Origin of the sequence: Rubrobacter aplysinae, assembly GCF_001029505.1 — a bacterium.
In the GTDB taxonomy this organism is placed as follows: Bacteria; Actinomycetota; Rubrobacteria; order Rubrobacterales; family Rubrobacteraceae; genus Rubrobacter_A; species Rubrobacter_A aplysinae.
Genome location: NZ_LEKH01000001.1, coordinates 428825 through 448118, shown reverse-complemented (window position 1 = coordinate 448118; position 19294 = coordinate 428825). Strand labels below are relative to the sequence as shown.

The window sequence follows — 19294 nt, the reverse complement described above, 5'->3', positions numbered from 1 at the left end:
TTCTTACGGCTCCCTTACCGCTCCTGGTAGAGAGCCTCGTACTCCGGCCTCTCTATCTCGTCTATGCCGGAACGTGTGATCCTGAACTCGTGCGGGCCCTGGCCGAACCGCTCCAGGTGCTCCTCGAAGGTCACGCAATCGTAGCCCCGGTAGGCGGCGAACTCCGGCTCGCCGGGCTGCGTTATCTCGACGCGCTCGCGATAGAGCCCGGCGGTCTGATCCTCCGGCGTTAGAAACGGGCCATTATCTCCCGGATCGTCACGAATGCGCCAGCACCGCATAAGCCCTGCCTCTATGAGCCGCTGTGCGTGCCGGGCCACCTCATCGCCCGGCACGGAGATCCCCGGCTCCCCTTCCGGGCTCTTCCTCACCACCTGCCCGCCGTAGTTCACCTCGGCGAAGAGGAAGTAGAAAAGCTCGTAGTGATTTGCGCAGCCATCGAGGACTCCGAGCTCTACGGCATTCAACATCTACGGGCTCCTGCTCCGCGGCTACCCTTCGCCGGCGATATTCCTCAACCACTCACTGGCCTGGCTCGCCACCTCGTCGGCGCGTTCGGTGACGCCGTAGAAGTTGAGGAAGCCGTGGATCATGCCGTCGTAGCGGGTGTGATCCGTCGGCACGCCGGCCTCCGCGAGGCTCCCGGCGTATGCCTCGCCTTCGTCGCGCAGCGGGTCGTACCCGGCGGTCACGATGAGCGCGGGCGGCAGCCCCGAGAGGCTCTCGGCGTTGGCCGGGGAGGCGTCGGGGCCCTTGGCGTCCTCGACGCTCTCGAAGTAATGACCCCCGAACCAGGCCATGTCGTCGCGGGTCAGGAAGTAGCCTTCGGCGTTCTCCTTGCGCGAGGCCGTGTCCGGCCCGACCTGGTAGGTGACCGGGTAGATGAGGACCTGACCGGCGAGCCGCGGGCCGCCTTCGTCCCTGATGCGGCGGGCCACCACCGCCGCCAGGTTGCCGCCCGCGCTGTCGCCCATCACGGAGACGCGGCTGGGGTCGCCGGCCAGGGAGGCGGCGTTGTCCGCGGCCCAGCGGGTAGCGGCCAGACAGTCCTCGACGGCGGCGGGGAACCTGCTCTCCGGAGCCAGCCGGTAGTCCACGGAGACCACCACGTGCCCCGAGCGGGAGCACAGCCTGCGGCAGACGGGGTCGTAGTCCTCGAGGCCGCCGAGCACGAAGCCGCCGCCGTGGAAGAAAACGAGCAGTGGGTGCGGCCCCTCTCCCTCCGGGGTGTAGACGCGGACGGGCACCTCGCCGGCCAGACCGGGTATCTTACGGTCCTCGATGGTGAACACCGGGACGCTCGTGATCTCCATCCCGAGGACTAATTGCTTGTGCATCTCGCGGGCCTGGGGCGGCTCCAGCTCGCTTATGGGCGGCTGCCCCGAACGCTCCATCGCATTTAGCATCTCTTTGATGTTTGGATCCAAAGCCATATCTCTCCTCTCTCGCGGGCGTCGCGGCACGGTCGCCCCTATGTATCCCCGAAGTACCCTCGAAGCGCAGATTATATGACGCCAACCAGCCAACCGGCTCCAAAGGCCGCCGGATAGCGCCGGACCCTTGGATTCTTATCTCTCGAGACTCCTGAGTCTCCTTAGATCTACCTCACGAACTCCTGGGCCTTGAAGCGCTCGCCGGTTACGCCCTGCGACTCGTCCGAGGCGAGGTAGAGGAAGACGTCCACGTTCTCTTCGGGGGTGATACGGCTCTCGGCATCCTCGCGGGAGTAGGCGGCGGCGCGCATGTCCGTGTTCATCCCGCCGGGGTCCACGGCGTTCGCCCGCACTCCGCGATCCTTTAACTCCGCGGCCAGGATCTGGGTCAGCCCCTCGACGCCGAACTTGCTCACCGAGTACGCGCCCCACTCGGGCCGCCCCTCGACGCTCACGCCACTGACGAGGTTGATGATGGAGGCCCCGGCGTTCAGGTGGGGTGTGGCCGCCTTGGAGACCAGGAACACCCCGGTGAGGTTCGCGTCCAGCACCTTGCGCCACTCATCCTCGGGGAACTCTTCTATCTTCACCCGGGGTCCCAGAAGCCCGGCGTTGTTCACGAGCACGTCTATGCCGCCGAAGCGGTCGGCGGCCTGCGAGACGAGCCGGTCCACGCTCTCCGACTCCGCGACGTCGGCGGGCACCGCCAGCACCTCCGCGCCGAGCCCTTCCACCTCTTCGACGACGGGCCGGATGCTCTCCTCGCTGCGGGCGTTTACGACGAGCTTCGCTCCTTCTCGGGCGTAGGCGAGCGCGAGCGCCCTTCCCAGCCCCTGACTCGCCCCGGTTACGAGGGCGACCTTGCCTCCGAGTGATGCCATGAGCTTCCTCCAGCGAAGTTCCTAAGTGAAGTTCTTACTCGGGGTAGTCTACAAGGTGTAAACGGGTCCGGAGGTTCGGGGCTGACCGGAGCAGCCGAGGCGACCTTTCCCGGGAGCGTGAGCCGTAAGAGGCTTGCATACTACAATGAAAAAAGGAGAGTCCACCATCCAGGGGAGGTACGAGATCGCCGTCAACCCGTTCTTCGAGCAACCTATCCTCAACTCCCCTTACAAGTATCCTGGTACAAGTATCCTGGTCGTCACTGGGAGCTTGATCACGAGGGCCAGCCTACTCAGAAGGTCATAGAGAGTCGCCGACCCGCGGAGTTCACGACCCCGATACCGAAGCCGAGGAAGCGCAAGGGATCTTCCGAACAGCAACAGTTCGTCTACGACGAAGGCAAGGGGCTTTCCACCGAGCAGCAGCAGTACGACCCCACCTCGATGATAAACAGCCTCCGCCGGCACGTGGACGAGTGGAGAAGCCGTCCGAACCCGGGCGACTGGCAGGTTACACCCGAGACGGCCCGGCTACTCCAGCACTGGCGGCACCACGAGTTCGGCGGCATCCGGCCCTTCTTCTGTCAGCTTGAGGCGGTGGAGACCGCGATCTGGCTGACCGAGGTCGCGCCGCAGGCCGGGAAGACCGGCAGGGCGTTCCTGGACCACCTCTCCGACGCGAACGGTGACGCGAACCCCGAGATCTCGCGCCTCGCCTTGAAGCTCGCCACCGGAGCGGGCAAGACGGCCGTGATGGCGATGCTCATCGCCTGGTAGACGATCAACGCCGTCCGACGTCCGCAGAGCAAGCGGTTCACCCGCGGATTCCTGATAGTCATGCCCGGGATCACCATCCGCGACCGGCTGCGCGTGCTGCAGCCGAACGACCCGGACAGCTACTATCACGGCCGCGAGATGGTACCGAACGACATGCTCGCCGACCTGGGCCGGGCCAAGATCGTCATCACCAACTACCATGCCTTCAAGCTGCGCGAGCGCATGGACCTCTCCAAAGGCGGCTGCTCGCTCCTTCAGGGCCGGGGCGATGAGCTGGACACCCTCGAAACCGAGGGCCAGATGCTGCAGCGCGTAATGCCCGACCTGATGGGCATGAAGCACGTCATGGCGATCAACGACGAGGCCCACCACTGCTACCGGGAGAAGCCGGAAGAGGACGAGAAGCCGGAGCTCAAGGGCGAGGACCGGGACGAGGCCAAGAAGAACAACGAGGCGGCGCGGCTCTGGATCTCGGGCCTCGAAGCGGTAAATCGCAAGCTCGGCGTGACACGCGTCATGGACCTCTCCGCCACGCCCTTCTTCCTGCGCGGCTCCGGCTACGCGGAGGGGACGCTCTTCCCCTGGACCATGAGCGACTTCTCCCTGATGGACGCCATCGAGTGCGGCATCGTCAAGCTGCCGCGCGTCCCCGTCGCCGACAACATCCCCGGCGGCGAGATGCCGAAGTTCCGCAACCTTTGGGAGAACGTCCGCGCCCGGATGCCGAAGAAAGGCCGGGGTAAGGCGAAAGACCTGGACCCTTTAAGCCTGCCCGCAGAGCTCCAGACGGCGCTCTGGGCCCTCTACAGCCACTACGAGAAGACGCACCGGCTGTGGGAGGAGGCCGGGATCGGGGTGCCACCGTGCTTTATCGTGGTGTGCCAGAACACCGCAGTCTCCAAGCTGGTCTACGACTTCATCTCCGGCTTCAACCGCGAGAACGACGACGGCTCGACTACGCTGGAGAACGGGCGCCTGCCGCTGTTCCGTAACTTCAACGAGCACGGCGACCCGCTGGCCCGCCCGAAGACGCTCCTCATAGACAGCGAGCAACTTGAGTCCGGCGAGGTGCTGGACAAAGGTTTCCGCGAGATGGCGTCCGATGAGATAGAGCGTTTCCGGCGTGAGATCGTGGACTGCACCGGCGACCGCCGCCAGGCCGATAACCTCACCGAGCAGGACCTGCTGCGGGAGGCCATGAACACCGTCGGAAAGCCGGGCCGCCTCGGGGACTCCATCCGCTGCGTCGTCTCTGTCTCGATGCTTACCGAGGGCTGGGACGCGAGCAACGTCACCCACGTGCTCGGGGTGCGGGCGTTCGGTACGCAGCTACTGTGCGAGCAGGTGATCGGGCGCGCCCTGCGCCGCCAGTCCTACGACCTGAACGAAGACGAGCTGTTCAACGTCGAGTACGCCGACGTGCTCGGCATCCCGTTCGACTTCACCGCGAAGCCCGTCGTCGCGCCGCCGCAGCCGCCGCGCGAGACGGTGCAGGTAAAGGCAGTCCGGCCCGAGCGGGACGGGCTGGAGATCCGGTTTCCCCGCGTCGAGGGCTACCGGGTGGAGCTGCCGGAAGAGCGGCTGACGGCGGAGTTCGGCGAGGACTCCGTGCTTGAATTGACGCCGGACCTCGTCGGGCCGTCCGTCACCAAGAACGCTGGGATCATCGGCGAGGACGTGGATCTGAGCCTGGAGCACCTGGGCGACATGCGCCGCTCCACCCTGCTCTTCCACCTCACCCGGCGCCTGCTGTACACCAGGTGGCGAGATCCGGGCGAGGAGCCGAAGCTGCACCTCTTCGGGCAACTCAAGCGCATAACCCGGCAGTGGCTAGATAATTACTTGGTGTGCAAGGGCGATACCTACCCGGCGCAGCTCATGTACCAGGAGCTCGCGGACATGGTCTGCGAGCGCATCACCGCCGGTGTCACCCAGGCACTCGTCGGGGAGAAACCCATCAAGGCCGTGCTCGACCCGTACAACCACACGGGCTCGACGGTGCACGTCAACTTCAACACCTCCAAGAGCGAGCGCTGGGAGACGGACGCCCGCCGCTGCCACGTCAACTGGGCCGTGCTGGACAGCGACTGGGAGGCCGAGCTCTGCCGCGTGGCCGAGTCTCACCCGAGGGTCGTCTCCTACGTCAAGAACCACAACCTGGGCCTGGAGGTCCCGTACCTCCACGGCTCCGAGCCGCACAAGTACATCCCCGACTTTATCGTGCAGGTGGACGACGGACACGGGGAAGATGATCCGTTGAACCTGGTGGTTGAGATCAAGGGCTTCAGAGGCGAGGACGCAAAGAGCAAAAAGTCCACGATGGATAACTACTGGATACCCGGCGTAAACAACCACGGCGGCTACGGCCGCTGGGCCTTCGCCGAGCTGACCGAGGCGTACCAGATAGAGTCCGACTTCGAGGCGAAGGTAGAGTCCGAGTTCGATAAGATGGTGGCATCGCTTATCGGGGAGAGGGTATGAGAAGAACCGACGAGGATCTAGACCGGATCAGGGCTTGCATGCCGGAGCTGAGACAGCGTTTCGGCGTGCGGGAGCTCGCCCTGTTCGGCTCCACCTCGCGCGCCACGGCCGACGAGGAGAGCGACGTGGACATACTGGTCGCTTTCGATGGCCCAGCTACCTCGGGCCAGTACTTCGGCCTCCAGTTCTATCTGGAGGACTTGCTAGGAAGACCCGTGGACCTCGTTACCGACAAGGCACTCCGCCCGGAGCTGCGCCCGTTCGTGGAGCGAGAGGCCATCCATGTCTGACGCGGAGAGACTGACGCGGGAGTGGCGCGTCTATACGTGACATGAAAGGGGACAGAGAGGTACGTCTGATGAAGAACATCACCTTCAGTGCCGACGAAAAGCTGATCGAGGCCGCTCGCAGGCGGGCGCGGGCCGAACACAGCACCTTGAACGAGCAGTTTCGGGCTTGGCTGGAGGATTACGCGCGGCGCGAGCAACAGGCCGAGAGGGCGATGGCGGTGGTAGAGGAACTGCGCGGCAAGCTCCGTACCGGCGGTCGCAAGTTCACCCGCGAAGAGATGAACGAGCGGTAGGATTGCGGGTATATGTACATGAAAATAAGCGTCATATGATGTATATTTCATGCACATACAGAGGAGGCGAGAATCGTGCGCACCACCGTGAATCTGGACGAGAAGTTACTGGAAGAGGCCCGGCGCGTAAGCGGCGTGGAGGGGCGGACTGCCCTGATCCACTCAGGATTGCGCGCCCTGATCGAACGTGAGAGCGCCAGACGTCTGGCACGGCTCGGCGGCAGCGACCCGGACCTGGATCCTGTTCCCCGACGGCGGCCCGAGTCTGCGTGATCCTGGTAGACACCTCCGTCTGGATAGATCACCTGCGTTCGGGCGAGCAGAAGCTATATGAGGCCCTGGAGACGGAACAGGTGATGATGCATCCTTTCGTGATCGGTGAGTTGGCCTGTGGCAACCTCAAGGACCGGCGCGAGGTGCTCCGGCTTCTGGAAGATTTACCCGCCGCCCCAACGGCGACGGACCCCGAGGCTCTGGAGTTTATCGAGCGTCGCGCCCTGATGGGCCGGGGCATCGGCTACCTGGACGTACACCTGCTGGCTGCCACGGTCCTGCATAGCGGCGCGCGGCTGTGGACGCGAGACAGGAGGCTAGCAGCGGCGGCTGCGGAACTGGAACTGGCCTTCGACGAGGAAGCGTAGGAAGGTTGATCTAACCCCATGGCGAGAAAGACCAACAAGTCGGCAAAGTCCGTGGAGACGCTAACGCACGAGGATGCCACGCGCCCGAACATCCCGACCGCCGAGCACCAGTCGGTGATGCGGGAGGAGGAGCAAGACCCGGTGCGCCTCGCCTACGAGCGCCGCAACCGGGACCTGGACCCGCAGCTCGTGTGGCGCGGCAAGGACGAGCAGGACTGGTCCGACCTCGTCGTCCACGCGCCGCCGCTGTACATCCAGGAGAAGGTCCACCCCAAGGTGCTGGTTGACGACCTGATGCGCCGCACCGAGAAGGACGAAGAGGCCGCCGACCTCGAGCCTAGACTCTTCGCCGACTTCGACGGCCTATCCGGTGATGAGACGGCGACCGAGTTCTATAGGCATGTTCCCCACCTGGCCGCTTATTTACATGGATTGATATTTACCTACGGGGTATTGCGATGAAGCTATGGCTAGGGGTGACGGATAACGGATGGTTCGATTTCCTGAGCAACGCTAACGTAGACGAGGTCAATTTTTGGCAGCCTAGCGGTAAAGCTCCCTTTGTCGGGCTAGAAACGGGAGCACCATTTTTGTTCAAGCTCAAGCGACCATACAATCACGTTGCGGGCGGCGGGACTTTCGTCAAATTCTCCAAACTGCCACTGTCCCTCGCCTGGGAAGTGTTCGGGATAAAGAATGGTGCAGAATCTCGTGAAGCCTTTGAGACGATGATCAGACGGCTTGTCTCCGATCCGAGTGCAAGAGACCCGGAAATTGGATGCACTATCTTGACGTCCCCCTTCTTTTGGAGGAAGGAAAACTGGATCGCCAATCCTCCAGATTGGGCTAGTAACGTTGTCCGAGGACGTTACTATGATACCCAAGAATCAAGCGGGGTAAATTTGTGGGCGGCGGTTCAGGAAAGATTCAAGAGCTCGCTTGCTGGTGGTCTACCGGATCAGGTCCAAGAGGCCGGTGCGCGTTACGGCGAACCTACGATCATAAAGCCTCGTCTGGGGCAAGGTGCCTTTAGGGTGGCGGTTACAGATGCTTACAGACGCCGTTGTGCGATCACCGGGGAAAGTACTCTTCCCGTACTCGAAGCGGCGCACATTAGGCCCTTTGCGAGAAGTGGCGTAAACGAGGTGTCGAACGGTATGCTCCTGCGATCAGACTTTCACAAGCTGTTCGATGCCGGTCTCGTTACCGTAACGCCAGAGTTGCGCGTGGAAGTGAGTCCGCAAATCAAAGAACAATGGTTCAATGGGCAACCGTATTATCGTTTGCACGGAAAAACTCTTTCCAACGTACCTCAAGATCCTGGCCATCGTCCGAGTGAAGACTTCTTGAGTTGGCACAACGAGAACTGCTTTCAAGAATGAACAGATATAAGAGGAGAAATGCTCACACCCGAATTGGTTAACGCTCTTTTAGAGTTCCGAGAAGCTCGGGACTGGGAGCAATTTCATACAGTGCGCAATGTGGCGTCTGCACTCTCGGTGGAAGCAGCAGAGCTACTAGAGTACTTTGTTTGGTCGAGTGATCAGCAAGTTCCACGAGTGGTAGAAGAGCACCACGCAGCGATCACGTCCGAGATCGCAGACATCGCCATTTTGCTCACCTATTTAACGCATGACCTTTCGATAGACATACAAGAAGCTGTGTCGAAAAAGATTACAGTCAATGAGCAAAAATATCCCTTAGAAAAGTCACGCGGATCCAACAAAAAGTACACTGATTTATAGGTTTCGCCGAGGATCCGGGGCAGAGGATCTCCCAGTCTCCCGTCTCTTGGAAGGCGCTCGGCATAGACATCCGCGGACGGTCCCGGACGCTGCAGATCAACTACCGGACCTCGCACCAGATCCGCTCGCAGGCCGACCGGCTGCTGGACTCCGAGCTCTCCGACGTGGACGGCAACGTAGAAGAAAGGGGCAGAACGGTCTCGGTGTTTAATGGACCAATGCCCACGATCCGGGTTCTGGATAGCCTAGAAGAGGAAGCCGAAGCGGTGGGCCTGTGGCCCCAGAGCTTGCGGGAAGCAGGCGTAATGCCGCACGAGACGGGCATCTTCGTCCGCTCGGCGGCGGAGCTGGACCGGGCTAGCAGTGCCATCGAGAATGCCGGTCTCCCGTTCAAGGTGTTGGACGAGAGCCTGGAAATGAGCGGCGGACATGTTTCGGTCGGCACGATGCATCTCGCAAAGGGACTAGAGTTCCGAGCCGTTGTCGTGATGGGCTGCGACGATGAGGTTATCCCGTCCCAGGAGCGGATAGAGACCGTATCGGACGAGGCGGATCTAGCCGAAGTCTACGACACGGAGCGTCACCTGCTCTACGTCGCCTGTACCCGCGCAAGAGACCGCCTGCTCGTATCGAGTGGCGACGTACCGTCGGAGTTTCTGGAAGAGCTGCGGATGTAGGGCTTGGGGTGGACAATTCACCATTCTCGACCTGATCTCGATCTGAATTCCATATTTGACTGCAGAATCACCTTACTTGGCGTATAAAGGAACTGTGAAGACTTGCGAGGAGAGAAGGTAGCGGTGTACGAGAACGCCCCGCCGTCCTGGACCCGGATGCCCGGCGCCCGCTGCCGGGCGGTCGAGCACCTCTCAAAGCTAGAGGGCCTGCAGGAGTTCGAGCTTTTCTCCGGTATAGGCGAGGGTTTCTTCCAGGACCTCGCGGTTACCGCGGAGGTTCTGGAGGTCGGCGCGGGGACGCCGCTGTACCGGGAGGGGGAGCCTTCGGGGGCGGTTTACTTCCTGCGTGAGGGGCGGGCGAAGCTCCTGCGCTCCTCGGGCGGGCAGAAGAGCCGGGATCAGATCCTGGGCGTCGTCGGCGACGGCGCGGTGCTCGGGCTGGCCTCCGCGCTCGAAGGCCAGCCCCAGAGTCAGGGCGCAACCGCCCTGACCGACTGCGTGCTCTACGCCATCTTCCGCGACGACATCGTGGAGATCATGAACTCCCATCCCGAGGGCGCCGTACGTCTCGCTCGCGCCCTGGCCTCCCGATCCCGCGAGCTGGAGGACCTCGTCGGCGACCTCGTATTCCACAGCGCCCCCCAGCGCGTGGCCCGGCTGCTGCTCGCCCTCGCCGGGGAGGAGGGGCGCGTCACCCGGAGCGGCGTCGTCTTCGAGCCCTCCCTTTCGCGCCAGGAGATGGCCGAGGCGACCGGCATCTCCCGTGAGGCGCTATCCCGCGCCCTCTCCCGGCTCGCCCGCGAAGGCATCCTGGACCTAGAAGCCAAGACCATCACCATCCTCGACCCGGCCGGGCTCCGCCTCAAGACCTGAGCCCCGGGCCAGACCCACACAAGTCCCACACAAGCCGCACCTCCGGCACCAGAGACCTGCTATACTATTGCAACCGCTTCCCAATAAGTCCTATTTGCAGGCAAAAATCCTGTGTATTTGATCTGGGTCACATGCAGGCGTGATGCTGCTCAAGCCCTGTGGCGACGGTCGTCATTCGGGCGCTGTGTGGCCGGGATTGCGCTGGTATAACGGCGTCAGACCAGAAAACACAGGGGCTTTGAGAGTAGCTTGAGAGGAGCGATATGACTTACGTAATTACCGAGCCGTGCATCGGCACCAAGGACCAGAGCTGTGTAGAGGTTTGCCCGGTAGACTGCATCTACGACGGTGGGGATCATTTCATGATCAACCCCGAAGAGTGCATCGACTGCGGCGCCTGCGAGCCGGAGTGCCCGGTCGAGGCGATCTACCCCGAGGACGAGGTCCCGGACGAGATGGAGAGCTACATCACCAAGGCCGCCGAGCACTTCGAGTAGCCGGGCGCCGGTGACGGCCCTTCTCATGGGGGCCGGAGATAAGAAGGATAGGGGAGGGGCCCGAGGGCCCCTCCTTTTTGTGCGTCTTCTCTTACTTGGGCACTATACTGTGGTTCTGTGAGTGAGAGTTGGCGCACGCTCGGGATGGAGTACCTGTACCGGAGCCCGTGGTGCTCTTTCCGGGTGGACGACGTTACGCTGCCGGACGGGACCGGCATAGAGTACGGGGTGCTCGAAAGCTCCGGGTTCGCGGTGGTGGTGCCCGTTACGGAGGCCGGCGGGGTCGTGCTCGTGCGGCAGTACCGCCAGCCCGTCGGCGGCACGACGCTGGAGCTTCCTGGAGGCGGGGTGGAGCTCGAGGAGGACCCGCGCGAGGCCGCCCGCAAGGAGCTTCTGGAGGAGACCGGCTACCGGGCGGAGGCGCTGGAGCACCTCACCTCCGTACATACCAGCCCGGGCCGCAGCACGGAGGTGTGTCACCTGTTCTCTTGCCGGGCGGTGCCCGACGGGCGCGGACCGGAGCCGGAGCCCACGGAATTTCTGCGGGCGGTGGAGATGCCGTTCGCGGAGGCCCTCGCCAAGGTGCGGTCAGGTGAGATCACGGCCTCCACCACGGTTCTCGGGCTCCTGTGGGCCTCCGGGGTGACGGCGAAAGAATAGCCGTGCTCGCGTAAAGGAGACCGCCGGTGCGCTTGCCCGTGGCGATACATTAGGGTACATTTAACGTCTAATAGGCAACCGGGGAGCCGAGAGGCTGAGAGGGTGCCGGACGGAGCTCGTGAGGAGCGTAAGAAGCGTCTGGTAACCGACCCGTGGACCTGATCCGGATAATGCCGGCGCAGGGAGGTTCTTTTGCCGTGAGCCTCCCCGCTACCTTCGTAGTCGAGACAGGGAGGTCGCGGTGGGAAGTGTACGGAATGTAAGGGTGCTTACCGAGGCGGCGCTGGCCATAGCGCTCGCGTTCGTGCTTAGCTTCGTGAAGCTGTTGGATTTACCGTTCGGCGGGTCCATCTCACTGGAGATGGTGCCCTTGATCCTGTTCGCCCTGCGTCAGGGCGTCGTGCCCGGCGTGCTGGCCGGGGTGGTGTACGGTTTCCTGAGCCTGATGGTGGATCCGTTCATCGTGCACCCGGTCCAGGTGCTGCTCGACTATCCGGTGGCGTTCGGGGCGCTGGGCCTCGCCGGGCTCTTCCGGCCGACGACGCTCGGCACCATCCTGGGTACGCTGGCCGCCACCGCCGCCCGGTTCGTGGCGCACTTCTTTAGCGGTGTGGTGTTCTTCGCCACCTACGCGCCCGAGGGCTGGAATCCGGCCGTGTACTCGGCCGCCTACAACGCGGTGTACCTGGTGCCGAGCCTGGTTATAGCCGTGGTCGGGGTGAGGCTATTGCTGGCGGCCCTCGCCCAGGCCAGGCCGTCGCGGCGGCAGGTCGAGGCCCACGAGGGGGCGGCCCGCGCCACCTGATGATTCGCCTGGTGATGCATCTGATTATTCAGCTGACGAACTACCGGAAGGAGGAGGATTGGAGCGGGTGATCAGCGTCGCCACCAGCGATTCCGGGGGTGGCGCCGGGATACAGGCCGACCTCAAGTCGTTTCTGCGCTGTGGGGTGTACGGGACGACGGCGGTCGTTGCGACCACCTCCCAGAACACCCTCGGGGTCGAGGGTATTCACGCCCTGCCGCCGGAGGTCGCGGCGGAGCAGATCGAGGCCGTCGCCACGGACATAGGCGCTGACGCCGTAAAGACCGGGATGCTCTTCAGTGCCGGGATCATCTCCGCCGTCGCGCGGACGGTACAACGCCTCGGGCTGCCGAACCTCGTCGTGGACCCGGTAATGGTCGCGGAGAGTGGCGCAGTGCTCCTGGAAGACGAGGCCGTCGAGATCTACAAGCAGGGGCTGTTCCCGCTGGCGGCCGCGATCACGCCGAACGTGAACGAGGCGTTCGCCCTGGCCCTGCCCGGTGAGCCTGTGGATGAGGAGCGTATCGAGGAGTGCGCGAGGATACTCTACGGCTTCGGCCCGCGCGCCGTGCTCATAACCGGCGGCCACACCGCGAGCGGCGACGACCTGCTCTACGACGGCGAGACGTTTATCCGAATAGAAGGCGAGCTCCACGACACCCGGGCGACACACGGCGCGGGCTGTACCCACTCCTCGGCGTTGGCAAGCTTCCTGGCGCGGGGTTTCGGGCTGGAGGCGGCGGCCTGGCGGGCACGGAAGGTGGCCTCGGGGGCCGTGAGACACGGGCTGGACGAGATCGGGGCCGGGGCTGGACCCGTCCACGCCCTCGGCGGGGTAATTACGCTACCGGAGGAGGATCTTTAGTGGAGGCGACGGAAGCACTCGAAAGGCTCGCAGAGCGCAGGCCGCTCGTACACCATCTGACCAACTACGTCACCGTGAACCTGGTGGCGAACGTCACACTCTGCACCGGGGCGCTGCCGGTGATGGCCCAGAGCGCCGAGGAGGTAGAGGAGATGGCCTCCGCCGCCTCCGCCCTCGTGATAAACCTCGGCACCCTGGACCCCGGCTTCGTGGAGGCCGCGCTCGCCGCCGGAAAAGAGGCGAACCGCCGGGGCGCGCCGGTCGTGCTGGATCCCGTCGGAGCCGGGGCCACCGCGCTCAGGACCCGCTCCGCAGAGCGCGTGCTCTCGGAGCTTTCCGTCGCCGCGGTGTGCGGCAACGCCGGGGAGGTCGCGACGCTCGCCGGGCTCTCCGGCGAGGTGCGCGGCGTGGAGAGCCTCTCTCTACAAAACGGCGACGCCCGGGAGGCCACCGTGGAGGCCGCCCGCACGCTCGGCACCACCGTGGCTGCGACCGGCCCCACCGACTACGTCTCCGGCCCGGGCGGTACGCTGGCCGTCGAGAATGGACACCCGCTCATGGGCCGCGTCGTGGGCACCGGCTGCGCCTCGACCGCGGCCATTGGCTGCTTCGCCGCCGTACAGGACACACGGGACGGCCTCGACCCCGAGACCGCCGCAGCCGCGCTCGCGTACTTCGGGCGCGCCGGAGAGGCCGCCGCTCAGGATGCCGACGGCCCCGGGACCTTCGAGCCCCGGCTGCTGGATGCGCTCGCCCGGTTCGCGCAGGACCCTGGAGGCCTGGGCGAACCGCGGGTGCGAGAGACGTAGTTTGGATACCTAGGTTGAACAGCGGCACTCGAAGTCAGGAAGGGAGTGCGGTCTCCGGGCTTACCCGCAAGCTCGTTCTTGCCGGACTACTGGCTGCGCTCGGGGTGTTGCTCGGGCTGTTCTCGGTGCCGGTCGGCGGGGCGCGGGTGTTTCCTTTTCAGCACGCGATCAACGTAATCGCCGGGGTCGCGCTCGGGCCGTGGTGGGCGGCGGGCTCGGCGCTCGTTACCGCGACCCTGCGATTCGCAACCGGAACCGGGAGCATCTTCGCCTTCCCCGGCAGCCCGTTCGGCGCGCTCGCGGTCGGATTCGCCTACCGGGCCCTGCGACGCGACGCGGCGGCCTTTGCGGAGCCGTTCGGGACGGTCTTGATCGGGGCCTCGTTAAGTGCCCTCTTGTTCGCGCCGCTCGCCGGGCTCTCCGGTGCGACCAGCGGGTTTCTGGTGCTCGCGGGGTCGTTCGCGCTGTCCGCCATCCCGGGCGCAGTGATCGGGTACTTCCTGCTGCGGGTGCTCCGAGGAAGCCGGGTGCTAGGATAGAGGGATGCCGGACGGCGCCGAAAACAGCTTGCTAGAGCGCGGGGATCATCGTCCCTATCCGCCGCCGGAGGGGCGGTGGGCGCTCTCGATGCGCTGGCACGACCTGCTCTTCATGCACTGGCCGGTCGGATACGACGCGCTCCGTCCCCTTATACCGCCGGCCCTGGATCTCGACACCTTCGACGGCAGCGCCTGGCTCGGGGTGGTCCCGTTCAGGATGAGCGGCGTCAGTCCCCGGTACCTGCCCGGCGTGCCGCACGTTTCGGACTTCCCGGAGCTGAATCTGCGCACCTACGTGACCGCTGGCGGCAAGCCGGGGATCTGGTTCTTCAGCCTCGACGCCCACAACCCGCTCGCCGTGCGCCTGGCCCGCGCCACGTTCAGCCTGCCGTACTACGACGCGGCCATGTCCTGCCGCCCGCACGGGTCTGACGGCGTGGACTACCGCAGCGTCCGTACCCACCGCCGCGCCCACGACACGCGCTTCACGGCCCGCTACCGGCCAACCGGGCCGCCCGTGGAGGCCGGAGACCTGGAGCGATTCCTAACGGATCGCTACTGTCTCTACGCCGCCGATAGCGCGGGCCGGCTGCGGCGGGGTGAGATCCACCACGACGACTGGCGGCTCCAGCCCGCCGAGGCCGAGGTCTCCGAGCTGGAGATGACCGGCCAGATCGGCCTGAAGCTCCCGGACTCTGCGCCCCTCCTGCACTTCTCCCGCAGGCTGGAGGTCGTCGCGTGGGCGCCGCGCAGGGTCGGAAGTTGAGCCCGACCGGGCCCCGGCAACGGCTGCAAGATGCCCGTCTCCTGCTCGTTACCGACCCGCGCCCGGATCTCGCCGAGAGGGTACGCTCCGCCGTGCGGGGCGGGGTAGACGTGGTGCAGCTCCGGGAGAAGGGCCGGCCTGCGGCAGAGCTGTTGCCGCTGGCGCGGGAGATCTCGGCCGCCTGCGACACCGGATTTGCCGGAGACACCGACGGCTCCGGCGGCTCCAGAGCGATCTTCACGGTAAACGACGATCTGGAGCTCGCCCGGCTCTGCGCCGCCGAGGGCATCGAGTGCGGCGTCCACCTCGGCCAGGACGACGCCTCGACCGCCGAGGCCCGCCGGACTCTCGGAACGGAAGCCGTGATCGGGAGGTCCGCGGGAACGGTCGAGGAGGTCCGGCAGGCGCTGCGAAACGGCGCGGACTACCTCGGCGTCGGCGCGGTCTACGCCACCCCGACGAAGCCCGGCGGCGACGTCGGCGGGCTGGAGCTTGTCAGTGCCCTCTCCCAAGAGCAGCCGCCGGTGCCGTGGTTCGCCATTGGCGGCGTGACCCTGCAGACCGCCGGCGAGGTGGCCGAGGCGGGCGCGCCGGGGTTCGCCGTGGTACGGGCCGTGCTGGACGCCGAAGACCCGGCCGCCGCCGCCCGCGAGCTACGCGCCTACCTGCCCCCGGCTCCCCGGTCCCGCGCCACCGGTTGAGCGTCAGAGCCTCGCTCGTCTCCGGGATCCTGCCCGTCCTATCCGACGACCGGATGCTGCTCCTACAACGCCCGGGCGGCACCTGGGAGCCGCCCGCCGGACGGCTGGCCCCCGGCGAGGATTTCTCCGCCGGGGCGATCCGCGAGCTCCAAGAGGAGACCGGGCTCTCCCTGCACCCCGAAAGGATACTCGCCACCTGGGTCGGACCACGGCCGGGGGGTAACGCCGGAGACCTCCTCGGGAGCGTGTTCTTCGCCTCCCGGGCCCCCGTCGAGACCGAGCGCGCGGTACGCCTCTCAGCCGAGCACCTGGATCACCGCTGGGCCACCGTAGAGGAGTGGCTCACCCTGCCTAGCTGGTGGAGCCTGGATGACATTCGGCGCGTCCCCCGGGTGCTCGACACCCTGCCCGTAACGCCCTCCACGCCCTCCGCGCCCTTCTCACCGCCGCGCGCCACCCCCGGCACTGGCCCCGGTGATTCCGAATCCCGGGAGCCCGCAGAGGTGGTTGCGAACCTCGGGGCCGGTACGGTGCTCGTGAACCCGGGCGACGATAATACAGAGCCGCGAGCCCTGCTCCTGCGCCGCCGCAAACCGCCCGTCGGCCTCTGGGAGAACCCCGGCGGCATGCTGGAGCCGGGCGAGGACTTCGCCGCCGCCGCCCGCCGCGAGACCCTGGAAGAGACCGGAGTAGACGCTCATCCCGGGCCGGCGTGGTGGGCGCGGGTAGAGCCCTGGCGCGGCCCCGACGACCACGAGCTATACGCCGGCGTCGGCTTCGTATCGCCTTACACAGGCGGAGCAATACGCCTCGAAGACGAGGCCCACGACGCCCACGTCTGGGCCACGAGATCTGAGTGGGAGAGCCTAAAGACCTGGTACAAACCCCGCGAGATACAAGACCTGTGGTCCGCCATCGAGCGCATGAACCGTGCCGGGAGAGCCTGAATCGTGAATGTGCATCAACACTATAATACAAAAATACAGAATGTGAAGACCGCGCTCCGGTGAGAGAGTTCGAGGTTATACGCAGGCTGTATGACGGGCTGCCGGAGAGGCCGCCCGAGGTGGTGGTGCCCATAGGCGACGACTGCGCCGTGGTAAGGCTCGGTAATGCGGAGTGGGTGGTCGCGGCTGACATGCTGGTGTACGGGCACCACTTTCTGGACTGGGCCACGCCGGAGGATGTGGGTTACAAGGCGGTCGCCGTGAACGTGTCCGACGTGGCCGCGATGGGTTGCGAGCCCCGCTTCATACTCTGCTCCGGCGGGTCACCGGACTCCGGGACGGCCCTGCGGTGCATGGAAGGAATGCTGGAGGCCGCCCGGGAGTTCGGGGTGTACCCGCTCGGGGGCGACACCACCGGGGCGGCGGCGCTCACCGTGGACGTCACGATAATCGGGGGCGTTCCGGCGGGTGGGGAGCCGGTGCTGCGGAGCGGGGCCCGGGCCGGGGATCTCCTGGCGGTAACCGGGGAGCTCGGGGCCTCGGCGGCCGGTTTCCTGGCGCTGGAGGCCGGACGCGGGACAGAGGCTTCGCGGCTCGCGGAGCGGCACCTGCGCCCAGAGCCCCGGGTGGAGGCCGGCAGGGCGGCCTCGGCGGCGGGGGTCCGGGCGATGATAGACCTCTCGGATGGCCTGGCCTCTGACGTGCGGCACCTGTGCGAGCGCAGCGGGGTTGGTTGCCGCATAGAGCTCGAGAGGCTGCCGGTAGCCGGGGACACGCGGGCGTTTGCCGAGTCGGAGGGCCGTGACCCGGGGATGCTCGCGGCGACCGGCGGCGAGGACTACGAGCTGCTCGTGGCCGCCCCGGAGGAGACGCTGGACCGGATGCGTGCGGCCTGCGGCACGCCGGTTAGCGTGGTGGGCGAGATCACGGCCCACCCCGGAGTCGAGTTTCTGCGGCGCGGCGAGAGGCAGGAGTCGCTCTCTGGCTGGGACCACTTCTCCACCGGGGGCTAGAATGGGTAGTTGAGGCTTGGGTCGGTGAAGCTGGCGCGTATCCGGGTAAAGGGTACGCTTTTCGTGTCCAGAGATATTAGGAGTGTGCTTGTTAAAGCGGAGGTTGAGTTTTCTGTGGGGCAGGCTGAACTCCAGCTTTTGGTTCGTGCCGGCTCTCCTGGTGGCCGCGAGCCTTTTGTTGTTCTTCGCTATGCAGTATGCGGACAGGAGGTTCGTGTCCGGGGTGACGGGGTCGCCGCTGATCTTCTCCGGGGGCGCAGACGCCGCGCGTTCGCTGCTGGGTGCCATATCCGGCGGCATCATAACGGTCACCGCCACCTCTTTCTCACTGGCCATAGTAACGTTGACGCTTGCCTCCTCACAGTACACACCCCGGGTGATGCAGAACTTCCTGGCCGACCGGGGGATACAGGTGGTGCTCGGAACGTTCTTGGGCACCTTTACCTACTGCATACAGGTCCTCCGGATAATCCGCACCCCGACCGGCTCCTCGGCAGAGCCTTTCGTGCCGGTACTCGGGCTTACGGTTGCCATGCTGTTGGCGCTCGGCTGCGTCGGTCTCCTCATCTACTTTATCCACCACGTCGCGGACATGATCCAGTCCTCGTCCATCGTCAAGGGCGCCCACCTCGACTCCTTGCGATACATCCGGGACCTCGAGGACCTGGAGGGAGATAGCCGGACGGATGCCGAGGAGCCCCCCGTAACCGGGGGCGCGCCAGCGGTGCTGCTCTGCCGGAAGAGTGGGTACGTACAGCACTTGGACCGGCGCTCGATAGCGGAGGTTGTTGGAGGTCTTTCGGGAGACGGGGGCGGCAAGACGTTCGTAGACCTCCCTTCTGGCCAGGGTTTCTTCATCTCCGCCGGGCTGCCAATAGCCAGGATCTGGGCCTCCGAGGGGGTGGAGATGGACGGTGAGATCGAAGATAAGTTGCACAAGGCGATAATCACGGGTAAGGAGCGTTCCTTTCAGCAGGACTTCGCCTTCGGACTCAGGCAGCTCGCAGACATCGCCATACTCGGGCTTTCACCGGGGGTGAACGACCCCACCTCCTCGATGCAGGCGATGGACCGGATAGAGGCGATTCTGATCGCCCTGGGAGACAAGAAGATGCCGGGCGGGCTGCATCACTACGAGCTACAGGGCTCAGAGGTGATCTTGCGGGTCGGTTACTATGGCTTCGACGACGTGGTCGGGCTCGGGCTGGACCAGATCCGGCGCTCCGCATTTACCAGCGGACAGGTCGCGGTGCTGGACCGCTTTCTGGAGCTGGTGGGCCGGGCGATGCGGGCCAACCCGATGGAGGAGCGTCTTTACTCACTGTGGGAGCGCGCGCTCGCCGTGGCCCGGCTGGCGCCGCAGGAGATCACGGACCCCCGTGACGCCGCAAACCTGGCGCTACACGCCGTAAGGCTCGGCGCCCCGCTGCTGGAGACCGGGCTGCGGGAGAAAGCAGCCGATGATCTCCGGGACGTCGCAAGGTTCTGCGGGGATCTGCCCGGCGCGGATGGCGTGCGGCGGGAGGTGGAGGCCGTGCTCTCGGATACGGGACAAGGGGACCGGGATGATGGCCAGATTCGGTGGCCCGGATAGATGGACG

22 protein-coding genes, 2 pseudogenes and 1 riboswitch are annotated in these 19294 nt (G+C 65.3%); of the genes and pseudogenes, 21 read left to right on the top strand and 3 right to left on the bottom strand.

The annotated features are described in order from the left end of the window. Window positions 1-14: 14 nt before the first annotated feature. The 3 genes from ABD53_RS02325 to ABD53_RS02315 form a co-directional block, all read right to left on the bottom strand. Window positions 15-470, bottom strand: coding sequence for a hypothetical protein (locus tag ABD53_RS02325; RefSeq protein ID WP_047864051.1), 456 nt, complete (start codon window positions 468-470; stop codon window positions 15-17). Window positions 471-491: 21 nt separating this feature from the next. Beyond that, window positions 492-1433, bottom strand: a complete 942-nt coding sequence (locus ABD53_RS02320; protein ID WP_053057569.1) for an alpha/beta hydrolase — start codon at window positions 1431-1433, stop codon at window positions 492-494. A gap of 167 nt (window positions 1434-1600) precedes the next feature. Beyond that, window positions 1601-2314: an SDR family NAD(P)-dependent oxidoreductase gene (locus ABD53_RS02315; RefSeq protein ID WP_047864050.1), complete on the bottom strand. Its 714-nt coding sequence runs from the start codon at window positions 2312-2314 to the stop codon at window positions 1601-1603. Between the two features lie 145 nt (window positions 2315-2459). Here ABD53_RS02315 and ABD53_RS02310 point away from each other — a divergent pair. From ABD53_RS02310 to ABD53_RS02220, 21 genes and pseudogenes are all read left to right on the top strand, one after another. Then, window positions 2460-5572: pseudogene (locus ABD53_RS02310) on the top strand (BPTD_3080 family restriction endonuclease). Then, the gene (locus ABD53_RS02305; RefSeq protein ID WP_047864049.1) at window positions 5569-5862 is read left to right on the top strand and encodes a nucleotidyltransferase family protein; all 294 of its coding nucleotides are present in this window, start codon (window positions 5569-5571) and stop codon (window positions 5860-5862) included. The pseudogene ABD53_RS02310 and the gene ABD53_RS02305 overlap by 4 nt, the downstream one beginning before the upstream one ends. Window positions 5863-5930: 68 nt before the next feature. Then, the gene (locus ABD53_RS02300) at window positions 5931-6155 is read left to right on the top strand and encodes a hypothetical protein (RefSeq protein ID WP_047864177.1); all 225 of its coding nucleotides are present in this window, start codon (window positions 5931-5933) and stop codon (window positions 6153-6155) included. Window positions 6156-6230: 75 nt separating this feature from the next. After that, on the top strand, window positions 6231-6428 hold the full coding sequence (locus ABD53_RS02295; protein WP_047864048.1) for a type II toxin-antitoxin system VapB family antitoxin: 198 nt from the start codon (window positions 6231-6233) through the stop codon (window positions 6426-6428). Beyond that, window positions 6425-6796 (top strand): type II toxin-antitoxin system VapC family toxin, encoded by a 372-nt coding sequence (locus ABD53_RS02290; RefSeq protein WP_047864047.1) that lies wholly within the window; start codon window positions 6425-6427, stop codon window positions 6794-6796. The genes ABD53_RS02295 and ABD53_RS02290 overlap by 4 nt, the downstream gene beginning before the upstream one ends. A gap of 18 nt (window positions 6797-6814) precedes the next feature. Continuing rightward, on the top strand, window positions 6815-7258 hold the full coding sequence (locus ABD53_RS02285) for a hypothetical protein (RefSeq protein ID WP_053057568.1): 444 nt from the start codon (window positions 6815-6817) through the stop codon (window positions 7256-7258). Window positions 7259-7272: 14 nt separating this feature from the next. After that, complete coding sequence (locus ABD53_RS16350) at window positions 7273-8178, top strand: HNH endonuclease (protein ID WP_200900248.1); 906 nt, start codon at window positions 7273-7275, stop codon at window positions 8176-8178. 18 nt (window positions 8179-8196) lie between these two features. Beyond that, window positions 8197-8541, top strand: a complete 345-nt coding sequence (locus ABD53_RS16345; RefSeq protein ID WP_084709190.1) for a nucleotide pyrophosphohydrolase — start codon at window positions 8197-8199, stop codon at window positions 8539-8541. Window positions 8542-8543: 2 nt separating this feature from the next. Beyond that, window positions 8544-9218: pseudogene (locus ABD53_RS02280) on the top strand (3'-5' exonuclease); the annotation flags it as partial. A gap of 123 nt (window positions 9219-9341) precedes the next feature. Next, complete coding sequence (locus tag ABD53_RS02275) at window positions 9342-10091, top strand: Crp/Fnr family transcriptional regulator (protein WP_047864045.1); 750 nt, start codon at window positions 9342-9344, stop codon at window positions 10089-10091. Between the two features lie 263 nt (window positions 10092-10354). Further along, window positions 10355-10588: a 4Fe-4S dicluster domain-containing protein gene (locus ABD53_RS02270; protein WP_047864044.1), complete on the top strand. Its 234-nt coding sequence runs from the start codon at window positions 10355-10357 to the stop codon at window positions 10586-10588. Window positions 10589-10705: 117 nt separating this feature from the next. Next, entirely contained in the window at window positions 10706-11248 is a 543-nt protein-coding gene (locus tag ABD53_RS02265) for an NUDIX hydrolase (RefSeq protein WP_152670528.1), read from the top strand. 69 nt (window positions 11249-11317) lie between these two features. Next, window positions 11318-11450: riboswitch (TPP riboswitch) on the top strand. Window positions 11451-11489: 39 nt separating this feature from the next. Beyond that, window positions 11490-12053, top strand: a complete 564-nt coding sequence (thiT, locus tag ABD53_RS02260) for an energy-coupled thiamine transporter ThiT (RefSeq protein WP_047864042.1) — start codon at window positions 11490-11492, stop codon at window positions 12051-12053. 67 nt (window positions 12054-12120) lie between these two features. Continuing rightward, entirely contained in the window at window positions 12121-12918 is a 798-nt protein-coding gene (gene thiD / locus ABD53_RS02255) for a bifunctional hydroxymethylpyrimidine kinase/phosphomethylpyrimidine kinase (protein WP_235401252.1), read from the top strand. Continuing rightward, entirely contained in the window at window positions 12918-13727 is an 810-nt protein-coding gene (gene thiM, locus ABD53_RS02250; RefSeq protein WP_047864040.1) for a hydroxyethylthiazole kinase, read from the top strand. Before thiD ends, thiM begins: the two co-directional genes overlap by 1 nt. A 14-nt stretch (window positions 13728-13741) precedes the next feature. Further along, window positions 13742-14266 (top strand): energy coupling factor transporter S component ThiW, encoded by a 525-nt coding sequence (gene thiW, locus ABD53_RS02245; protein ID WP_047864039.1) that lies wholly within the window; start codon window positions 13742-13744, stop codon window positions 14264-14266. 4 nt (window positions 14267-14270) lie between these two features. After that, a complete protein-coding gene (locus ABD53_RS02240) occupies window positions 14271-15032 on the top strand; it encodes a YqjF family protein (RefSeq protein ID WP_200900246.1) in 762 nt (253 codons plus the stop codon). Beyond that, complete coding sequence (gene thiE, locus ABD53_RS02235; RefSeq protein ID WP_053057567.1) at window positions 15005-15733, top strand: thiamine phosphate synthase; 729 nt, start codon at window positions 15005-15007, stop codon at window positions 15731-15733. The genes ABD53_RS02240 and thiE overlap by 28 nt, the downstream gene beginning before the upstream one ends. Beyond that, complete coding sequence (locus tag ABD53_RS15580; protein WP_053057566.1) at window positions 15730-16680, top strand: NUDIX hydrolase; 951 nt, start codon at window positions 15730-15732, stop codon at window positions 16678-16680. Before thiE ends, ABD53_RS15580 begins: the two co-directional genes overlap by 4 nt. Window positions 16681-16739: 59 nt before the next feature. After that, a complete protein-coding gene (gene thiL, locus ABD53_RS02225) occupies window positions 16740-17693 on the top strand; it encodes a thiamine-phosphate kinase (protein WP_053057565.1) in 954 nt (317 codons plus the stop codon). 88 nt (window positions 17694-17781) lie between these two features. Next, on the top strand, window positions 17782-19287 hold the full coding sequence (locus tag ABD53_RS02220; RefSeq protein WP_152670527.1) for a DUF2254 domain-containing protein: 1506 nt from the start codon (window positions 17782-17784) through the stop codon (window positions 19285-19287). The last annotated feature ends 7 nt before the right edge of the window (window positions 19288-19294 follow it).

What these genes read in the sequence shown, in the direction of transcription:
- ABD53_RS02325 (WP_047864051.1), bottom strand. Translation starts at nt 470, where the DNA reads ATGTTGAATGCCGTAGAGCTCGGAGTCCTCGATGGCTGCGCAAATCAC.
- ABD53_RS02320 (WP_053057569.1), bottom strand. Translation starts at nt 1,433, where the DNA reads ATGGCTTTGGATCCAAACATCAAAGAGATGCTAAATGCGATGGAGCGT.
- ABD53_RS02315 (WP_047864050.1), bottom strand. Translation starts at nt 2,314, where the DNA reads ATGGCATCACTCGGAGGCAAGGTCGCCCTCGTAACCGGGGCGAGTCAG.
- ABD53_RS02305 (WP_047864049.1), top strand. Translation starts at nt 5,569, where the DNA reads ATGAGAAGAACCGACGAGGATCTAGACCGGATCAGGGCTTGCATGCCG.
- ABD53_RS02300 (WP_047864177.1), top strand. Translation starts at nt 5,931, where the DNA reads ATGAAGAACATCACCTTCAGTGCCGACGAAAAGCTGATCGAGGCCGCT.
- ABD53_RS02285 (WP_053057568.1), top strand. Translation starts at nt 6,815, where the DNA reads ATGGCGAGAAAGACCAACAAGTCGGCAAAGTCCGTGGAGACGCTAACG.
- ABD53_RS16345 (WP_084709190.1), top strand. Translation starts at nt 8,197, where the DNA reads ATGCTCACACCCGAATTGGTTAACGCTCTTTTAGAGTTCCGAGAAGCT.
- ABD53_RS02270 (WP_047864044.1), top strand. Translation starts at nt 10,355, where the DNA reads ATGACTTACGTAATTACCGAGCCGTGCATCGGCACCAAGGACCAGAGC.
- ABD53_RS02240 (WP_200900246.1), top strand. Translation starts at nt 14,271, where the DNA reads ATGCCGGACGGCGCCGAAAACAGCTTGCTAGAGCGCGGGGATCATCGT.